At 60.3% G+C, this 18,585-nt stretch carries 15 protein-coding genes; 8 read left to right on the forward strand and 7 right to left on the reverse strand.

The window, feature by feature from the left end:
* Window position 1 precedes the first annotated feature (1 nt).
* From AC1RKH_RS11565 to AC1RKH_RS11595, 7 genes are all read right to left on the reverse strand, one after another.
* Entirely contained in the window at window positions 2–2,146 is a 2,145-nt protein-coding gene (locus AC1RKH_RS11565) for a hypothetical protein (protein ID WP_493062757.1), read from the reverse strand.
* Entirely contained in the window at window positions 2,133–3,329 is a 1,197-nt protein-coding gene (locus AC1RKH_RS11570) for a DUF3142 domain-containing protein (protein WP_493062758.1), read from the reverse strand. Before AC1RKH_RS11570 ends, AC1RKH_RS11565 begins: the two co-directional genes overlap by 14 nt.
* A 106-nt stretch (window positions 3,330–3,435) precedes the next feature.
* The gene (locus AC1RKH_RS11575) at window positions 3,436–4,266 is read right to left on the reverse strand and encodes a class I SAM-dependent methyltransferase (protein WP_493062759.1); all 831 of its coding nucleotides are present in this window, start codon (window positions 4,264–4,266) and stop codon (window positions 3,436–3,438) included.
* Window positions 4,260–5,414, reverse strand: coding sequence for an acyltransferase family protein (locus AC1RKH_RS11580; protein WP_493062760.1), 1,155 nt, complete (start codon window positions 5,412–5,414; stop codon window positions 4,260–4,262). The genes AC1RKH_RS11575 and AC1RKH_RS11580 overlap by 7 nt, the downstream gene beginning before the upstream one ends.
* Complete coding sequence (locus tag AC1RKH_RS11585; protein WP_493062761.1) at window positions 5,411–6,298, reverse strand: class I SAM-dependent methyltransferase; 888 nt, start codon at window positions 6,296–6,298, stop codon at window positions 5,411–5,413. Before AC1RKH_RS11585 ends, AC1RKH_RS11580 begins: the two co-directional genes overlap by 4 nt.
* Entirely contained in the window at window positions 6,295–7,599 is a 1,305-nt protein-coding gene (locus AC1RKH_RS11590) for a glycosyltransferase (protein WP_493062762.1), read from the reverse strand. Before AC1RKH_RS11590 ends, AC1RKH_RS11585 begins: the two co-directional genes overlap by 4 nt.
* Window positions 7,593–9,158 carry a glycosyltransferase gene (locus AC1RKH_RS11595; RefSeq protein ID WP_493062763.1) on the reverse strand — a complete coding sequence of 522 codons (1,566 nt, stop codon included), beginning with the start codon at window positions 9,156–9,158 and terminating at the stop codon, window positions 7,593–7,595. Before AC1RKH_RS11595 ends, AC1RKH_RS11590 begins: the two co-directional genes overlap by 7 nt.
* Window positions 9,159–9,587: 429 nt before the next feature.
* Here AC1RKH_RS11595 and AC1RKH_RS11600 point away from each other — a divergent pair, with 429 nt between their 5' ends.
* Genes AC1RKH_RS11600 through AC1RKH_RS11635 form a run of 8 tightly spaced genes read left to right on the forward strand, consistent with a single transcriptional unit; the run spans window position 9,588 to window position 18,576 of the window.
* Complete coding sequence (locus tag AC1RKH_RS11600; protein ID WP_493062764.1) at window positions 9,588–10,502, forward strand: GDP-mannose 4,6-dehydratase; 915 nt, start codon at window positions 9,588–9,590, stop codon at window positions 10,500–10,502.
* A complete protein-coding gene (gene gmd / locus AC1RKH_RS11605; RefSeq protein WP_493062765.1) occupies window positions 10,499–11,470 on the forward strand; it encodes a GDP-mannose 4,6-dehydratase in 972 nt (323 codons plus the stop codon). The genes AC1RKH_RS11600 and gmd overlap by 4 nt, the downstream gene beginning before the upstream one ends.
* Before the next feature lie 3 nt (window positions 11,471–11,473).
* Window positions 11,474–12,916, forward strand: a complete 1,443-nt coding sequence (locus tag AC1RKH_RS11610) for a mannose-1-phosphate guanylyltransferase/mannose-6-phosphate isomerase (RefSeq protein WP_493062766.1) — start codon at window positions 11,474–11,476, stop codon at window positions 12,914–12,916.
* Window positions 12,917–13,714: an ABC transporter permease gene (locus AC1RKH_RS11615; protein WP_493062767.1), complete on the forward strand. Its 798-nt coding sequence runs from the start codon at window positions 12,917–12,919 to the stop codon at window positions 13,712–13,714. It abuts the gene before it with no gap.
* A complete protein-coding gene (locus tag AC1RKH_RS11620) occupies window positions 13,714–14,967 on the forward strand; it encodes an ABC transporter ATP-binding protein (protein ID WP_493062768.1) in 1,254 nt (417 codons plus the stop codon). Before AC1RKH_RS11615 ends, AC1RKH_RS11620 begins: the two co-directional genes overlap by 1 nt.
* Window positions 14,964–16,331, forward strand: coding sequence for a glycosyltransferase family 4 protein (locus AC1RKH_RS11625; protein WP_493062769.1), 1,368 nt, complete (start codon window positions 14,964–14,966; stop codon window positions 16,329–16,331). The genes AC1RKH_RS11620 and AC1RKH_RS11625 overlap by 4 nt, the downstream gene beginning before the upstream one ends.
* Window positions 16,315–17,445: a glycosyltransferase family 4 protein gene (locus AC1RKH_RS11630; protein ID WP_493062770.1), complete on the forward strand. Its 1,131-nt coding sequence runs from the start codon at window positions 16,315–16,317 to the stop codon at window positions 17,443–17,445. Before AC1RKH_RS11625 ends, AC1RKH_RS11630 begins: the two co-directional genes overlap by 17 nt.
* Window positions 17,446–18,576: a glycosyltransferase family 4 protein gene (locus AC1RKH_RS11635; RefSeq protein ID WP_493062771.1), complete on the forward strand. Its 1,131-nt coding sequence runs from the start codon at window positions 17,446–17,448 to the stop codon at window positions 18,574–18,576.
* Window positions 18,577–18,585: the final 9 nt, after the last annotated feature.

Here is an 18,585-nt window from a genome sequence, read left to right on the forward strand (position 1 = left end):
CCTACGACGCCTTGCGCCGACGGCGATTGATCAGCAGCAAGGCGATTGCCGTGACGACCACTACGCTGCCGATCTGCATCCACCTTTTATACGGCCGCAAGGTTGAACGCACTGGCTCCAGCGCTTGGGTCACGTAACGTTTATCGGCGCTCTGAAAATCGGGATAAGGGCATTGATGCCCGAAGTTCGCCGCCCAATCCACATACGGACCTTCTTTGACATAGCGCTGATAGAACGCACGCTCTTCCTCGAGACTGGTCCCCCAACCTGCCGCTGCGCACAGCACCGCCGCGAACGCCTGACTGCTGTGGGGCAGCAGGTCCGCGGCCTTGCTGGCCAGCCCCGTGGCGACATACCGATAGTGGAAGCGCTCGTCCGGTTTGGCTGCGCTGGCCAGCTGGCGTTGCACCTCACCTTCGGTGATCAGCGGCCCGACCTTGAGTTCAGTCTTCTCAAGGCTGTAGTTACCGTCGAACGTGGTGTAATCCGGGGCCATTTCGTAACCGAGAAGCTCCATCCCCCACTCGCGAGCCATCGAGGCTGCGTTGAAATAATCCGCTGCGCGACGGGTTCGCCACCAGCGAGACTCGGCGTCCAGACGCAACTGTCCGTAGCCCCGAGCTTTGGCTTGCAACTCCGGATTATCGAAGTAGGCCGGCGCTTCGTCGTAGCGCTCCTCACGCAACAGTCGACGCCCGAGCAAATCACGCAGACGCGCAGCGACCGATAGCGGCACATAGCGGTCGCGTTCCTGCTGGGTCAATGGTGTTGGCGCTGGCACCTGACGGTCGACAAACTGCTTGAGCTCATCGACGGTCAGCACCCGCTCCGCCACCACGGCCGCGTCTTCCCAGTAGAGATCCTGGCTGCGATACAACTGCTCGAAAGCTTGCAGATAGTCGCCACGGTCCAGCGCCAGCAGTGCACTTTCACCGTCGACCCGGCAGCCGGGTTTGAGCGTTTCATAGTCGCCGCTGGAGGTGCTGCGCTCACCCCAGTTTTCATCCTGCGGGAAAGCTTTGGCCGCCTTGGCATAAGCGCTGGCCGCCGCCGCTTTGTCACCCTGACGCAGGGCCAATTTGGCCCGTAGCCACCAGGCCAGGCCGCCGTCACCGGCGTGTTCGAGCAGGGTTTGAGTGGTGGCATAGTCGCCGATCTGATAATTCAGCGCCGCCAGGCGGTCAGCGTTATCCAGACTACCGACGGTGCTCCCCGTCAGCGCCTTGATCATTTTTTGTTCAGCGGGCGGCTGCTCACTATATGACCAGCCGACATGGCTGATCAGCGCCGCCGTGACCAATTGCTGAACGGCTTTACCTTTGAGCACCTCGCTGAGCTGCGCTTCTGGCATCGAGCTCAACTCATCCATCAACTGCTTGAGCGAGCTGTAGCCGACCTGCGAGCCTTGCAGGCTCTGGGTTGCGTAAAGCTCGACGGCGGTGTTCCAGTCGCCCGCCAGACGTACCAGCCGTGCTTCTTCGCCAAGGCTGGCGATGCCCAACTCTTGAGGGTCGCTGAAGCCCTCGATACTCAATTGGCGGGTCTGCACAAACGCCTGTCGGGCCTGTTGCTGAGCCTCACGACGGCCAGCTTCGTCGAGGTCGTTGGCCTCCTGGCTGATGGTAAACAAGGCCCGACCCAACGAGTACGCAGCCCAGGTGCTGCGCAATGCACGCTGATCGGCCGGCAGCGCCAGCACTTTGCGAAAATATTCCGCCGCCACGACATGTTCGCCCGCGTTGAAAGCCACGGCGCCGGCGGTGTATAGGCTGAGTTCAGGTGGCAGGCTGGCGCCCTCGGCTTGCACCTGTTGCGCGTCCTGCAGCGTTCGCAGTTGTGCCACCTGCGCACGCTGAGCGTCGCTCAAACCCATCTGTTCAGCGGTGTTTCGCGCCTGCACATAACTATCGTCGCTAGCGCCATAAACGTAGTCGACCGTCATTGTCTCGGCAGGTTTCAGACCGGCGATGGCTTTGCCCAGGCGATTCACTTCGAACCGGAAGCTGCCTTCCGGCAATTCGCCCAGGGTCTGTGCCCGGTCACCGAGCAAGCGCAGCGGAAAATTGGGCCCACAGGCCATCGCGCAACCCAGCGGCAGGCAGAGACTTAAAGCAAGTACGTGGCGCGGCCAGTTACGGATAGACATGTGAGCTTCCTTGATCAATTTTTGTGCAGCGCGCCCAACCCAGGGTGCGCTCGGTATCCGCCAGTAAACGGCCGTCCTGGAGGCGGGTAAAGCTGAGCTGTCCGGATGTTTGTTTCACGGCATAACCGTTGACCGCGTCAACCATATCGCAGTCAGTGACCGCCAGCGTCACACGCTCGGGCAGACTACCGTCGAGATTGCCGCGATTGCTCACAGCGATGTCGTACAGACCGCCATGGTTCGAAAGGTTCAGGTTCAGCTGACTCGCCAGCCGATCCCCCCGCGCCACTGCACGCAATGTTGCCAGGCTCCAGGCGCGCCGCTCGCCCTTGAGCGGCAAGCGGAACCAGATCAACCCGGCCAGATGGGCCGGTGGCTCGGCACGCAATTGGTTGGCGAGCTTCGATAACTGCAACGGATCGGCCAGTAGCTCGCGGCGCTGCCCAGTGCGTTCGATCGGCACTTCGCTTTCAACCATCGGCGCCCCGCCGTCCCCCGGTAGCAACGCGATGCCGTAGGCCGGCAATGCCAGGTAAAAAGGTTTCACGGTGATCCGGCTCCAGCGCCCGGCCCATTCTTTTGCTTGATCGGGATCGAACAACCCGCGTTCGGGATTGCTCACTGCATGCACCTGCAACACGCTACTGTCGACCACTGCCAGCAACGCCGGTAATTGCGGACTGTCGAGCCAGGCGGGCAGCGCGGTGATGCTCAGTTTCAGCGTGGCCGGCAGCACGTCGCGCAACCCGGCGAGAAACTCACGATAGGCCGGCAGGCGCGCCGTGCCGGCATCATGGTCAATCTCGACGCCGGCCAGCGTCAGGCCCTGAGCCTGCCAATCGGCCACCAAGCGCTGGATCTGCGCCGTAGCTTCGGTTTGATCCAGGGCCTTGAGCTGGCCATCGAGTCGAATTACCGCAATCAGTGGGCGACCATCGTTTATCAACAACGCCGGATTGATCCGCGCACGATGCCAGCCGGTCTGTGGATAAGTCTGCAAGGCGAGCACCCGCAAGGTCGAAAAATCTCCGCGCGATTGAGCCAGGGCGTCGTCGTGGGCATCGGTCCATTGCCGCTGCCAGACGTAAAGTTGTTGATCGAGCGGCGGCGCGTCCTGCTGTTGGCAAGCGTTGAGCAGCAGGAGCGTGACGAGCATGGTAGTCAGACGAACGAACAAAAACATGACCCCCCTTAATACGGAATGACTTTCTCCAGGGCCGGTAAATTAAGCAGTGCCGAAAGATTTTTATAGCTATTGCGTTCGTCAAGATCGCAGCCTTCGGCAGCTCCTACTCCAAAGGCTTGCGGGCAATGATCACCTGACTTTTCGCCACAACCGCGTCCAGCGCCTGCTTGATCTGCGCCCCGCGTGGCGAATCCAGCACGGCCTGCCAAGTGTCGGCCCAGTGATGGAGCAGTGGATGATCAGGGTTAGCGAAGTCGACGTTGGCCTCCCAGAACAACAGCATCCACATCGACCAGTAGAAGCCGTATTGGCTGTGGCTGATCAGTTCCAGGCCGGCATCGCCGACCATTTGCTTGAACTGCTCTTCGCTGATGATACGGATGTGGTTGGGCTTCTGGAAATACTCGGGACGCGCGATGTCTTTTTGCAGGTCTTCGGAACTGGGATGCGGGACGCTGAGCAAATACAACGCGCCGGGCTTGCCCACGCGGACCAGTTCGGCGAGAAACTGCGCCGGATCGTCGACGTGTTCGATGACTTCGGTGGAGACCACCCGTGTGGCGGTTGCATCGGCAATCGGCAGCGGACTGCAGTCTGTGACGTGGCACTCGATACCGCGCGCCGGCGTGTCGCTCAGGCGCTGGCGAGTCGCTTCGACCTTGGCCGCATCGATGTCGGCAATGATGATCTTCGCCCCGCGCATGCCGCAGAAATGCACGTTGCCGCCGTCACCGCAGCCCACGTCCAGCAGGGTGTCCTCGGCGGTCACCGGGAAACCGGTGAACAACTCACCGGTTTGCTGATTGAACCAGCCGCTGAGGGCCGCATCGTACAACCCCAGCATGTACGGATCGACCTTGGCCGTGGGCGCCTCTGGCTGCACGGGTTCGGGGACGGGCGCACCCGCTGTGAGTTTCTTGAAAAGGCTCAACATGAGGTAACTCCGGAGGATGGGACGGCGGCTCTGGACGTGCCAAGGCGTTTCACCAGGGCGGCTCCGCGGTTGCGCATGGGCATTTCGATGAAGCGATAATTGAGCTCGCTCAACAGGACAATCAGCCCGAAAGCGATAAGCAACGTCAGGATCGGATGGCCAGCCGGACTGGGCAGCCCCGCCGCCTGCAAGCGAAAGATGAACTCGCGGACCAGTAGATAGGTCGGGATATGGATCAGGTAAATCCCGTAGGAGCGGCTGCCTATCCAGGTCATCAGATTCTTCAGCAGTCCAGGTGGCATCAGGTAATCCCGGTTATAGGACGCCACCCAGACCAGTACTGCGCTGAGCACGGCAATCGCACCGATACGATAGTCAGTGAGCGTGAAGCGATCAGTGGCCAGCGCACTCAGCATCACCACAATGGCCAGCAGCACCGACACACCGGCCCATGGCCGACGCAAAAACGTCGGTTCCCAGCGCGCATAACCGGGGCGCGCACTCCACATCGCCAACAGCACGCCGAGGGCCAGCGCGTCGGTTCGGACCACCATCAGAAGCGGCGTGCGCAGCGTAAAAAGCTGCACGGCGACCAACGCCAGCAAGGCCCAGACCAGATGCTTGCGGCAGACCAGAATCAGCAGCGGAAACAGCAGGTAGAACTGCTCCTCCAACGACAGGCTCCAGTAGACGAAACTGGTGCCGTATTCATAGTGGTAGAAGCTGTCGGCAAAACGGAAATTGGCGTACTGCGCTATCCCCGCCAGGGTCGCCTGCAGGTTGGCGTGCAATGTGCCAAAGGCCCCGGAACGGTTGAGAAACACACAAGCCAGCAGCATCAGCGCCAGCCACAGCCACGCCGACGGCAACAGCCGAAAGGCTCGCCGCAGCCAGAAGTTGCGCGTCTGCTGCCAGTATTCCTGACGCGTGCTGCAGCCTTGCAACGCCGGAATCAGACTGCGAGCGATGACAAACCCCGAGATGGCGAAAAACAGATCGACGCCCCACCAGGGTTGCCCATACTCGGTGATGGTGTGCAGCAGCGGCACAACGTCCGTGAACAGACTGCCTTGCAGGTGGTGAAACAGCACGCCGAGCACCGCAATGCCACGCAACAACTCGATGTCCATGATCCGTTTGCTGCTCATGCCGTCCTCCTGGACGTTGCATCGGCATCCGCCGGTTTGCGGGCGATGATCACCTGGCTCTTGGGCATGAAATGATCGAGCATCTGCTTGATCGCCAAACCATCGGGCTGTGCCAGCAGGTCTTGCCAGGTCCGTGCCCAGCTCTCCATCAGCGGCGGATATGGTGCCTGAATCCGGTCTCGCACCGCGCCGCCCGGATCCCGCCCGGCCGCACGCTCGCTGGCCCAGAAAAAGATCATACCCATGACCCAGAAAAACCCGCTGGCCTGACGATGCTCGATCACCAGACCGGCATCTTCCACCATCGCAGAAAAGCGCTCGGGAGTAAAAATCTGTACATGGTTGGGTGATTGGAAATAGCTGGCCGGTGCGATGCCCTGCTGCAAATGCTCGCCCACCGGTGCCGGAACGCTGAGCAGATACAACGCCCCAGGACGCCCCATGCGCACCAGCTCAGCCATGAATGGCTCGGGCTGATCAATGTGCTCAAGCACTTCCATGCACACGACTTTGCTCGCACAGCCATCGGCCAGGGGCAGCGGCAGGCTGTTGCTGACCAGCCCCAGGCTCGGCTGGTCCGACTGTGCTTCCACCTGCCTGGCGAGGCTGCGGACCTTGTCGTGTTCGCTGTCGGTGAAGATCACCGACGCGCCCTGACGTACCGCAAACAACGTCGCCACACCTTCACCGCAGCCGACGTCCAGCAAGGTGTCATCCGCCGTGATCGCGAAGCCCTTGAGCAACTCACCGCTGTCACCCAGAAACCAGCCGTCGAGCACGGCGTCGCGTAAACCCACATCCCTGGGTGACATCGGGCTTGGCACAACCGGTAACGGTTCGGCTTTCACCGCTGGAAGCAGGCGTTTCAACAATGCACGGATCATGCCTCGGGGGTTTCCAAGGCAGACACCGCGTGGATTTTGAACAGTCGGGCGAAGAATTCTCCGAGGCGTTGCTCCGCAGTTGCCTGGCTACAGAAAGTTTCCAGACGGGCCACCGCGTGGGCGGACATCTGCGCATAACGCTCGGGATCTTCCTTGGCGACGTCATAGCTGGCCCGATAAGCCCTGCACAACGACGCCCAGTTGGTGACATAACGCAGTGTGCGGAACGCCCGTCGTGGATCGTGGGGCCAGGCGGTCAGCTCATCAGTGGTGTCGATCAGGAATGCGTTGTCGGCGTCCAGGTAATCGATCATCGCCGTGGTGCGTGGCGCGACTGCCGGTTTGCCGCAGGACATGAACTCCATCAACGGCAGGCACTGGCCTTCGCCGTAGGACGTGTTCACCACGTAACGGGTGGCCTGCACCAGACGCTCGTAGTCCGCATCCGCGAGATAGCCGTAAATCAGTACGATGCGGCAGCGGTAGGACTGATTCTTGTACAAATGATGAAGGATGTCGGTCAGCGCTTCTTCGGCATCGTGGTGGGTCAGTTTGAGCACCAGCGTCGCGTCCTCCACCTCGCGGAAGGTCACGCAGAAGGCACTGAGCATGTCTTCCCAGTTCTTGCGCCCGTCACTTGGGTTGAACACCGAGGTGTAGATCACACCGTCAAGCACCAGCTCGTGCTCGCGAGCCGGTGCCTGGAAATCGATACCCTTGCCGGCGCGCAAATGCGCAGGACCAAAGGCCCGCAGGTCGAGTTGGCGACTGTCTGCCAGCAATCCCTTGATCGTCAATCGCACCTGACGGGCCAGCGGCTGACGCTGTAACTGCGCACCGCGCGCGGCAAAACGATCCCACACCGGCGCCGGCACCGCGACGATCGGATAATCGGCGCCCATTGCCTCGCGCACGGCATTAACGGTGTAGCTGGAGTGGGTAATCGCAGCGCCTGACGCTCGCAATACGTTGCGCCAGTCGTTGCGTGGCTCTCCGGCAAAAGGCTCGTTGGGAATGGTGCTGAACTCCCAGGCAAACACCGCGAGGGTCGGACAGGCGAAGTGCACGGGTGTGCGATGAGGCGGCGAGAACGACAGGAACACGCAGTCTTCCCCACGGGACAGACAGTCGAGGTACAGGGCATCGACTTCGGTTTGCGGGTCGCTGACCTCCACCACCCGGCCCAACCGCTCCAGCACCGGACGGTACTCCTTGAGCACGAAGTAATAGCTGTACTCCGAGCGGCCGAGGTTCTGGGCAATGGTGTACTGGTTGGTTTCCGAATGAATGATGATCAGCATAAGGCGTTATCCGTCACGGTCGCTGCCTGCGAAGTCAGCGGTGCCAGCCCGAAAAAATCCGCCAGGCGCTGTTGCACCGGGGCGAAGGCGCAGTACTCATGCATCCGGTCAATGGCGGCGCGGGACATACGCTGATACTCCTGCGGTTGCTCCCTGGCCATTCGATAGCTGTTTTCGTAAGCCGTTTTCAACGAGCCCCAGTCCGGTCGGTAACGCAGGGTGCGGTAGATGATGCGACTGTCCTGAGGCCAGATGGTCAGCTCTTCGCTGGACTCGACCACGAACGCCACGCGCTCGTCGATGTAGTCCTCCATGGCGGTGTGGTCCGGGGCGATCACCGGTTTGCCACTGGCCATGAACTCCATCAACGGCAGGCACAGGCCCTCGCAGCGCGAAGCGTTGACGTAATAGCTGGCGGCTTCGTAGAGCCGGGCGTATTGCGGATCGTCCAGATAACCGTGCATCACCACCACCCGACAAGCGAACGGCGACAGCTGCGCCAGTAAGGTCATCAGTTCGGTGTAGTAGGACGACAGATCGTTTTGAGTAATCTTCAGCACCAGCGTGGCGTCCTCGGTTTCCCGGAAGGCCCAGCAAAACGCCGTGATCAGTCGATGCCAGTTCTTGCGACCGTCCTGGGGGTTGAACACGCTGACGTAGATCACGCCATCGACCCGGGTTTCGACCTGGGCCGTGGTATCGGGCAAATCCATCGCCGCGGCCTCGGGTACCACCACCGACTGCGGGCCGGCAATGGCCGGCAGGTGGTGGGCCAGTCGGTTATGAGCAGCGTCCGATAACAGATCGCGAATGCCCTCCCAATACCACTGGCTCAGGAAGTGCGTGCGATGGACCGGCACCGGTTGCGCCTTGCCCAGATCCAGCGCCCACAGGCGCAGGTAATGGCGGGCAATGACGAAGCGGCGTTTCAGCGTCAGTGGCGGCGGCCGTAAAGCCTCCAGCTCAGCCAGTTGCTCGGCGGTCAGCGGTACGGGAATCAGCGAGTCGGCGGACAATCCGAGAACGCGGGTATCGAGGATGCAACCTTTGATGTCCAGGGACGAACCCGGATTGACCGGCATACTGGCGTGCCGGCTACGAATGGCCGCGAAGTTTTCCCACAACGGGGTCGGCAATACCAACACCGGGAAATCTTCGCCCATGGCCCGGCGGATCGCCCGGGCGGTGTGACTGGAGAGCGTGATGACCCGCCCCTGGCGCGCCAGCATTTGCGTCCAGTCCTGTCGCGGGTCGTTGTCCCACTGCTCATCGGGGATCGAGTCGAACTCCCAGGCCACCACGCAGATCGTCGGGCACTCGAGGTCGTTCGGGGTTTTCTGCGGCGGCGTGAAGGACAGGAACAGGCTGTCTTCGCCGGCGGCAAGCAATTGTCGATAGAGGGGGTCGACCTCGGCGGTGGAGGACACCACATGCACCCGCCCAAGGCTTTCGAGCACCGGGCGATAGGCCTTGAGCACGAAGTAATAACTGTATTCGGGACGACCGAGGCTCTGGCTGATGGAGCTGTCGTTGACGTCCGAGTAAAGAATGAAATTCATGGCATCCCACGATGAAACCGCCGTCCCGGCAGCCTCACTCTATGACGGCAAAGCTACGGATCGAGTCGGTGTTTGCCGGTCCTCGTCCATCGTCTTCTTGCCCGTCTACGTTCTTGTTTTAGTGGTCAGTTTCGCGGAGTTTCAGAACAACCCGGCCGAACCCTGAACGATCGTGACGAGGGGCATTCTAAACACATCCGTTGAGCATTCGTGAACCGCCCGGCGAGAATAAATCGGGCTACGCTGACGAGAACTGACCAGTCACGGTAGGACCTGTTGAAATTGCCGCGCAATTGGCACAGATTGACGACCAAACAATTAAAACAAAACCTTCGTACCAGATATTTCCGAGAAAACTGCGCAAGCAATCCGGATTTAACCAGCCAAGACTGGGGTTTGACGAAGTCTGCTCATTGAGGGGGCTGCTGTTTGAAAAAGCGTCTGTTCGTTACGGGTCTAAGTGGATTCGTAGGACGTCACATCCAATCCCGTCTGAACTCTTCTGACTCGGGTTGGGAATTGTCGCCCGTCCCATCCCGTTATGACCTTTGCGACCCCAAGAGCCTCGGCGGTCTGTGGCCGCACCTGCCTGATGCCGTGATTCACCTGGCAGGACAAACCTTCGTCCCCGAAGCCTTTCGTGACCCGGCGAAGACTTTTCAGGTCAACCTGCTGGGTACCCTGAACCTGCTGCAAGCCCTCAAGGCGCGAGGCTTCAACGGCACCTTCGTGTATGTCAGCTCCGGTGATGTCTACGGCCAGGTCAGCGAAAGCGCCTTGCCGATCGACGAACTCCAGCCGCCCTGCCCGCGTAATCCTTATGCCGTGAGCAAACTCTCGGCTGAGATGCTGTGTCTGCAATGGGGCATGACCGAAGGCTGGCCCGTATTGGTCGCGCGACCCTTCAACCACATCGGCGTCGGGCAGTTGGACAGCTTCGTCATTGCCAGTGCCGCCCGGCAGATCTGCCGGATCAAGCACGGCCTGCAAGCGCCTGAACTTGAAGTGGGCGACATCGATGTGACGCGCGACTTTCTCGACGTCAGCGATGTCATCTGCGCCTACCTGGCATTGCTTGAACGCGGTGCGCCCGGGCAGGTCTACAACATCTGCTCTGGGGTCGAGCAAAGCATCCGCGCCCTGATCGAGCAACTGGCGGATCTGGCCCAGGTCGATATGCAACTGATTCAAGACCCGGCGCGCCTGCGCCGCGCAGAACAGCGTCGCGTCTGTGGCAGCCATGCCAAGCTGCACCGGACCACAGGATGGACGCCTGAACTTACAACACAACAATCCTTGCGGGCGATCCTGTCCGACTGGGAGTCACGGGTACTACAAGAATGACAAAAAGTGCACTGATCACTGGGATCACCGGTCAAGACGGCGCCTACCTGGCCAAGTTGCTCCTCGACAAGGGCTATAAAGTCCACGGTCTGGTGGCGCGGCGCAGCAGCGATGCGCGCTGGCGTCTACGCGAAATGGGCGTCGAGGGCGACATCGTCTACCTGGACGGCGACATGGCCGATGCCTGCTCGGTGCAGCGCGCAGTGATCAGGTCGGCCCCAGACGAAGTCTATAACCTGGCAGCGCAAAGCTTTGTCGCGGCGTCCTGGGATCAACCCGTGACCACCGGGATCGTCGACGGGCTGGGCGTGACCCACCTGCTCGAAGCGATCCGTCAATTCAGCCCACACACCCGTTTCTACCAGGCCTCGACCAGCGAAATGTTTGGCCTGATCCAGGCCGAGCAACAGGACGAAAATACCCCGTTCTATCCACGCAGCCCTTACGGCGTGGCCAAGCTCTATGGCCACTGGATCACCGTGAACTACCGCGAAAGCTTCAACCTGCACGCCAGCAGCGGCATCTTGTTCAACCACGAATCACCGCTGCGCGGGATTGAATTCGTGACCCGCAAAGTGACCGACGCCGCAGCCCGCATCAAACAGGGCAAGCAACAGGAATTGCGCCTCGGCAACATCGACGCCAAGCGCGACTGGGGCTTTGCCGGCGACTACGTCGAAGCCATGTGGCTGATGCTGCAACAGGACAAGGCCGATGACTTCGTGGTTGCCACGGGGGTCACCACCACGGTGCGCGAGATGTGCCAGATCGCCTTCGAGCATGTCGGCCTCGATTACCGTGACTTCGTGAAAATCGACCCGGCGTTTTTCCGCCCGGCCGAAGTCGACGTGCTGCTGGGTAATCCGGCCAAGGCCCAACGGCTGTTGGGCTGGAAGCCAAAAACAGATTTGCAGACCCTGATCCGCATGATGATGGATGCGGACATGAAACGCGTCGCCAAGGAGTAGGCCATGCTGATTCCCGTGATTCTTTCAGGGGGTGCCGGAACCCGGCTGTGGCCGGTTTCACGTGAAGGTCATCCCAAGCCGTTCATGACCTTGCCTGACGGCCAGACGCTGCTGGGCAAGACCTATCAACGCGCGGCCGGGCTGCTCGGCACACACGGTGATATCGTCACGGTGACCAACCGTGACTACTACTTTCAAAGCAAAGATTACTATCAGGAAGCCCATCTGGGTCATCATCGCGGACACTTCGTGCTGGAACCGGTGGGCCGCAACACCGCCCCGGCCATCGCCGCCGCCGCCCTGTCGCTGCAGGCGTTGCACGGCAACGAAGCGATTCTGGTGGTGATGCCGGCTGATCACCTGATCCAGAACGAAGGCGCGTTCAAGACCGCCGTCAAGCATGCCGTGAAACTGGCCGAGGCCGGGCATCTGGTGACCTTCGGCGTGATCCCGACGGCACCGGAGACCGGTTTCGGTTACATCGAACGGGGTGAGCAGCTGGATGAGCAAGGAGCGACCAAGGTCGCACGCTTCGTCGAAAAACCCGACTTGCAAACCGCCACGCATTACCTGGAAAGCGGTAACTTCCTGTGGAACTCGGGCATGTTCTGCTTCTCGATCGGCACCTTGCTGGCGGAGTTGCAGAACCACGCCCCGCAATTGCTCGAACAGGCCGACGCGTGCCTCGCGGCCAGCGCCACAGTCGAGGCCGGTGGTTGTCTGCAACAGGAGTTGTCGGCGACACATTTCGCCGAGATGACCGATATCTCCATCGACTATGCCTTGATGGAGCATTCCGACAAAGTGGTGGTGGTGCCTGCCGGTTTCGACTGGAGCGACATCGGTTCATGGGGTGCCGTCAGTGCCCTGGTTCCGGCCGACGCACAGAACAACCGCGCCAGCGGCGAAGCGCTGTTCATCGACAGCCACAACAACTTCGTCCAGAGCGATGGCCGCATGGTCGCGACTGTGGGTGTGGATAACCTGATCGTCATCGACACCGCCGACGCCGTGCTGGTGGCTCACGCCGACCGCGCGCAAGACGTGCGCAAGGTGGTCAAACAGCTCAAGGAAAAAGAGCACGAAAGCTATCGCCTGCACCGTACCGTCAGCCGGCCTTGGGGCACTTACACCGTGCTGGAGGAAGGTCCGCGCTTCAAGATCAAACGCCTCGTGGTCAAACCCGGCGCCAAACTGTCGCTGCAAATGCACCATCACCGCAACGAACACTGGGTGGTGGTCGAAGGCATGGCCAAAGTCACCAACAATGGCTCGGGGTCGCACCTTGTGGCCAAAAACGAGTCCACCTTTATTGCCGCAGGGCACAAGCATCGCCTGGAAAACCCGGGAGTGATCGATCTGGTCATCATTGAAGTTCAAAGCGGTGAGTATCTGGGAGAAGACGATATCGTCCGCTTCGAAGATCAATACGGCAGGACGGTCTGAATGTTGTTCAATTTGCATCGCTCGCTGTGGAGCTATCGGGGGTTCATCCTTGGTAGCGTCAAGCGAGAGTTTCAGTTGCGGTATCGCAACTCGCTGTTCGGTGCCCTGTGGACCGTACTCAACCCGCTGTCGATGATCGTCGTCTACACAGTGGTCTTTTCCCAGATCATGCGCGCCCGCTTGCCGGGGGTGGATGACGGTATGGCCTACAGTGTCTACCTCTGCGCCGGATTACTGACCTGGGGACTATTTTCGGAGATCACCTTGCGCAGCCAGAACATGTTTCTGGAAAACGCCAATCTGCTGAAGAAAATCAGTTTCCCGAGAATCTGTTTACCGGTGATCGTGCTGCTCAATGCAGGCATCAACTTCGCGATCATCATCGGACTGTTCCTGGGCTTTCTACTGATCACCGGGCGACTGCCGGGCATGGCCTTGCTGGCGCTACTGCCGCTTTTGGCCTTGCAGGTGATCTTCTGCGCCGGGCTGGGGATGATTCTTGGTGTGTTGAATGTGTTCTTTCGCGATGTCGGGCAGTTCTTTGGCATCTGCCTGCAATTCTGGTTCTGGCTGACGCCGATTGTGTACCCGATGACTATCCTGCCCGAGTGGGTCCAGCGCCTGCTGCAACTCAACCCGCTGACCAACCTGATCGGCAGTTATCAGAATCTGTTCCTCTACGGTCAATGGCCGGTCTGGAGCTCCCTGCTGCCGATCTTGGTGCTCGGTGTGTTGTTCTGCGTTATAGGGCTACGACTGTTTCGCCAGCGGGTCGGCGAAATGGTGGATGAACTCTGATGGGACACATACGCGTTACGGGCCTGGGCAAGGCTTACAAGCAGTACCCCACCCGCTGGAGCCGACTGGCCGAATGGCTGATCCCGTTTTCACCGATCCGCCATCGCCAGCACTGGGTGCTGCAAGGTGTGGAATTCGAGATTGCCCCCGGAGACGCGGTGGGCATCGTCGGGGTAAACGGCGCCGGCAAAAGTACCTTGCTGAAGATGATCACCGGTACCACCCAGCCGACCTGTGGACAGATTCAGCTCGAAGGCCGGGTGGCCGCGCTGCTGGAACTGGGCATGGGGTTTCATGCGGATTTTACCGGCCGGCAGAACGCGGTCATGGCCGGGCAACTGTTGGGCATGTCGATCGAAGACATCGAAGCCCTGATGCCCGAGATCGAACGTTTCGCGGAAATCGGCGAAGCCATAGATCACCCCGTGCGCACCTATTCAAGCGGCATGCAGATGCGTCTGGCCTTCAGCGTGGCTACCGCCCGGCGCCCGGACATCCTGATCGTCGACGAAGCCCTGTCGGTGGGCGACGCCTACTTCCAGCACAAGAGCTTCGAGCGAATCCGCAGTTTTCGCAAAGCCGGTACCACGCTGCTGATCGTGTCCCACGACCGTTCGGCCATCCAGTCGATCTGCGATTCAGCGATCCTCCTGGAAAACGGTCGCATGGCCATGCACGGCAAGCCCGAAGCGGTCATGGATTACTACAACGCCTTGCTCGCCGAACGGGAAGGCCAGACCGTGCGTCAGGAAATACTCGCCGGCGGGCAAGTGCAAACCGTTTCCGGCACCGGCGAAGCCGGTATCCTCAGCGTGCGTTTGCTGGATGAGCGCGGACGCGCCATCGACGCCGCCGAAGTCGGTCAACCCGTGGTGCTGGAGGTGCAGGTCGAAGTCCGCCAGGATATCGAGCGGTTGGTATTGGGCTTCATGATCAAGGATCGCCTGGGCCAGGCCATGTACGGGATCAACACCCATCGCCAGGATCAGGCGCTGACCGACCTCCAGGCCTCTGAGCGGGTCACCTATCGCTTCGCCTTCGTCATGGGCCTGGGCAAGGGCAACTATTCGGTGGCCCTAAGCTTGTCTCGACTGGACTCGCACCTGGACCGCAATTTCGAATGGCGCGACTACGGCCTGGTGTTCCACGTCATCAATAACCGGCATGAAGACTTCGTCGGCTGCTCGTGGCTGGGCGCGAAAACCAGCATCACACGCACCACCACACAGACCGTTTCGGAGACTGCGCCATGACTCGCCTGCTGGTGGAATGCACCCATGTGTTCCAGCACCCCAAGGTCAATTCTGGCATTCAGCGGGTGGTGCGCAACGTCATCAATCAGCTGCCGGAAACCGTGGACGGCGTGCAATGCATTCCCGTGGCGATGTTCAAGGGCAAGCTCTACCGAGTGCTGAAGCTGGGCCCTTTGGAGAATCCGTTTTTCAACGGGTTGGTGGCGTTCGGCGGGCGGCTGGAGCGCCTGGCGCACCACTACCACCAACTGCACCAGCGTCTCGACAAACATTGCACTTCGCGATGGACCCGGCGAGCGCTGTATGTGGCTTACCGCCTCACGGCACTGGCGGGCTTCAGCGTTCCGTTGCGCCTGATTGATCAGGTCAACCAGTATCAACTGCCCAAGCGTTGCTCGCCGCTGCAGCATCAGCCGGGAGATCAACTGGTATTGCTGGACTCATCCTGGCACACGGATTTCTTCCCGTTCGCCGAGCAGCTCAAACGCGACGGCGTGGGTATCGTTTCGGTGATCTATGATCTGATTCCCGTGACCCATCCGCAGTTCTACGACACTCGGCTGGTGCAGATTTTTAACCAGTGGTTCGACTGGATCAGCCAAACCGCCGACGGTTACGTGACGATTTCTGCCACAGTGCGCGACCAGGTGTGCGAGGAATTGCATCGCCGGGTCGGCCCGGCCAAAGCCGAGACGTTGTGGTTCGACCATTTCCATCTCGGCTCCGAACTGGACCTGAGCGAAGCCACCGCCGCCGTGCAGCCGCGCCTGACCCGGTTGTTTACAACGTCGGATCCGGTGTTCCTGATGGTCAGCACCATCGAGCCGCGCAAGAACCACGACTATTTGCTGGACGCCTTCGAGCTTGCCTGGGCAGCGGGCTCCAAAGCCCGACTGTGCATTGCCGGCAGAATCGGCTGGAAGTGCGATGCCCTGCTCACCCGCGTGCGCGAACATCCGGAGCTGAACCAGCGGCTGTTCATGTTTAACGACCTGAGCGACACCAGCCTCGAACATGCGTACTCCCACGCCAGTGCACTGGTATTCCCTTCCTACGTCGAAGGTTTCGGCCTGCCACTGGTGGAAGCGATGCAGCGCGGCTTGCCGGCGATGGGCAGCGACATTCCGGTGTTCCGCGAGATTGGCGGTGAGTTCATGGCCTATTTCGATCTCGCGTCCCCGCAAAGCCTGGCCGATCTGGTCACCCACATGGAAAACACCGGGACCTTCCCGGCCGCGCGCAAGGTGAGTGAATGGCGCTGGCTCGGTTGGCGCGAGGCCAGTGAGCAATTGGTTGAGCGAGTTCTGCGCAACCTGAAGCAGTCCCCGGTGACCGTTGAGAGGCAGCATGCAGATTGCCCTTAACGCGCGAATTCTCCAGGCACCCCGGACCGGTATCGGCCATTACCTGGCCGAACTGGTCAACGCCTTGACTCATGAACCGGACCTGGAACTGTCGCTGTTTCACGGTTGGGGCTGGAGTTCGTCTCTACCGGTGGCAGAGATGCCCGGCTACTCACGGCTGACCCCGTTGCTGCGGCAGATTCCCGGTGCCTATCAGGCGCGTCGCTGGCTGGAACAACGGCGCTTCGACCGAGGGCGCTCTGCGCCCATCGACCTCTACCACGAACCGAGTCTGTGGCCCCTGGCATTCAAGGGCCCGACTGTCATTACCCTGCACGACCTGACCCATCTGCACTACCCGTCGACCCAGCCAGCAGCACGGTTGCGGGAGATTGAGCGGCGGCTGGGCCAGGGCGTGCAACAGGCGCGCCTGATCCTGACCGACTCGCAGTTTGTCGCCGACGAGGCTCAACGCTATTTCGGCCTAGGACCTGAGCGCTTCATGGTTGCCCCACTGGGGGCCGCAGCGCGTTTTCATCCACGTTCGAACGAGTCCTTGCAGCAGTCGCTGCAACCTCATCGCGTGCAGCCACAAGGGTACTTCCTGTGTGTCGGTACTCTGGAGCCGCGCAAGAACCTGTCGCTGGCACTGCGTGCTCACGCCGAGCTGCCTGAAGCACTGCGTCAGCACTTTCCTTTACTGGTGGTGGGAATGGCCGGGTGGAAAGGTGAGCAGCTTGCAGATGAATTACACACGGCGCTGGCAAGCGGTCATGTCCGCCTGCTTGGGTACCTGCCTGATGAACAGGTCGCAGAATTGCTGGCCGGTGCCCGAGCGCTGATTTTTCCGTCAATTTATGAAGGTTTCGGTCTTCCGGTTCTGGAGGCCATGGCCAGCGGCACCCCCGTCGTCTTGACCCGACGCTCGGCCATGCCCGAAGTCGCGGGAACCGCGGGCAATTATATCGAGCCTGACGATGTACACGGTTTATGCGAGGCCATGACCCGTTTAGCCGACGATCAAGCGCATTGGCAGGTATGCCAAGAAGCAGGATTGCAACAAGCGAAGCTTTATTCCTGGGAGCGTTGCGCGGCGATTACAGCCCGTGCCTACCGTCAGGCTTTGGGAGGTTGAATGCGCGTACTTCACTTTTTCAAAACGTATCTGCCAGATTCAGTCGGTGGTATCGAACAAGTGATCTTTCAGTTGTGTGAGAGTGGCGTCCAGCACGGCATCGAAAGCCAGGTTCTGACGCTAAGCGCTCACCCGAGCCCAGCAGTCATCCAACTGGGGGAGCATGAAGTTCATCGAGCAAAACTCGATGTGCAATTCGCGTCCACCGGTTTTTCCTACAGCGTCTTCAAACAGTTTCGGGAATTGGCCGCAGAAGCCGATGTGATCAATTACCACTTTCCGTGGCCGTTCATGGACCTGGTGCATTTCTTCAGCGGCATGAACAAACCCTGCGTAGTGACGTATCACTCCGACATTATTCGTCAGGAACACCTGCTCAAACTCTACCGGCCGCTGATGAACCGTTTTCTCGCCAGCGCCGACCGGATTGTCGCGGCCTCACCGAACTATCTTCACACGAGCGACGTTCTACAGGGTTTTCCGGAAAAAACCCGGGTCATTCCCTATGGCCTGAACAAGTCCGGCTATCCAAAACCTGACACCGAACGTATGGCCCGTTGGCGCGAGCGCCTGGGTGAGCGATTTTTTCTATTTGTGGGCGTGATGCGTTATTACAAAGGCCTGCACATCCTGCTCGATGCGCTCAAAGACGTCGATTATCCGGTGGTGATCGTCGGTGCCGGGCCACTGGAGAATGAGCTGCACGCCCAGGCCGCAACGCTGGGTCTGCGCAACCTGCATTTCCTCGGACGCCTGGACGACGAAGACAAAGTCGCGCTGCTGCAACTGAGCTACGCGATTGTGTTTCCGTCACACCTGCGCTCTGAAGCGTTTGGCATCTCCCTGCTCGAAGGGGCGATGTACGGCAAGCCGATGATCTCCAGCGAAATCGGCACCGGCACCAGTTACATCAATATTCATGGTGAAACCGGGCTGGTGGTGCCTCCGAGTAATCCACAGGCGTTTCGCGAAGCCATGCGCTCGCTGTGGGAAAACCCTGTTCGGGCAGCGGAAATGGGCGTGAAGGCTGAAGCGCGTTACCGGCAGCTGTTTACCGCGGACGAAATGGGTCGCAAGTGGGCCAAGTTATATCAGGAACTGCTGGAAGAAAAATCGCTGTCCTACGCGTAACCGCCTTTG

Source organism: Pseudomonas sp. GW822-FHT06B12, from assembly GCF_058799675.1.

Bases quoted from the DNA above. Each gene is read 5' to 3' on its own strand.
- AC1RKH_RS11630 (WP_493062770.1), top strand. From the start codon at position 16,315: ATGCAGATTGCCCTTAACGCGCGAATTCTCCAGGCACCCCGGACCGGT.
- AC1RKH_RS11620 (WP_493062768.1), top strand. From the start codon at position 13,714: ATGGGACACATACGCGTTACGGGCCTGGGCAAGGCTTACAAGCAGTAC.
- AC1RKH_RS11575 (WP_493062759.1), bottom strand. From the start codon at position 4,266: ATGTTGAGCCTTTTCAAGAAACTCACAGCGGGTGCGCCCGTCCCCGAA.
- AC1RKH_RS11615 (WP_493062767.1), top strand. From the start codon at position 12,917: ATGTTGTTCAATTTGCATCGCTCGCTGTGGAGCTATCGGGGGTTCATC.
- AC1RKH_RS11585 (WP_493062761.1), bottom strand. From the start codon at position 6,298: ATGATCCGTGCATTGTTGAAACGCCTGCTTCCAGCGGTGAAAGCCGAA.
- AC1RKH_RS11590 (WP_493062762.1), bottom strand. From the start codon at position 7,599: ATGCTGATCATCATTCATTCGGAAACCAACCAGTACACCATTGCCCAG.
- AC1RKH_RS11625 (WP_493062769.1), top strand. From the start codon at position 14,964: ATGACTCGCCTGCTGGTGGAATGCACCCATGTGTTCCAGCACCCCAAG.
- AC1RKH_RS11580 (WP_493062760.1), bottom strand. From the start codon at position 5,414: ATGAGCAGCAAACGGATCATGGACATCGAGTTGTTGCGTGGCATTGCG.
- AC1RKH_RS11595 (WP_493062763.1), bottom strand. From the start codon at position 9,158: ATGAATTTCATTCTTTACTCGGACGTCAACGACAGCTCCATCAGCCAG.
- AC1RKH_RS11610 (WP_493062766.1), top strand. From the start codon at position 11,474: ATGCTGATTCCCGTGATTCTTTCAGGGGGTGCCGGAACCCGGCTGTGG.
- gmd (WP_493062765.1), top strand. From the start codon at position 10,499: ATGACAAAAAGTGCACTGATCACTGGGATCACCGGTCAAGACGGCGCC.
- AC1RKH_RS11570 (WP_493062758.1), bottom strand. From the start codon at position 3,329: ATGTTTTTGTTCGTTCGTCTGACTACCATGCTCGTCACGCTCCTGCTG.
- AC1RKH_RS11565 (WP_493062757.1), bottom strand. From the start codon at position 2,146: ATGTCTATCCGTAACTGGCCGCGCCACGTACTTGCTTTAAGTCTCTGC.
- AC1RKH_RS11635 (WP_493062771.1), top strand. From the start codon at position 17,446: ATGCGCGTACTTCACTTTTTCAAAACGTATCTGCCAGATTCAGTCGGT.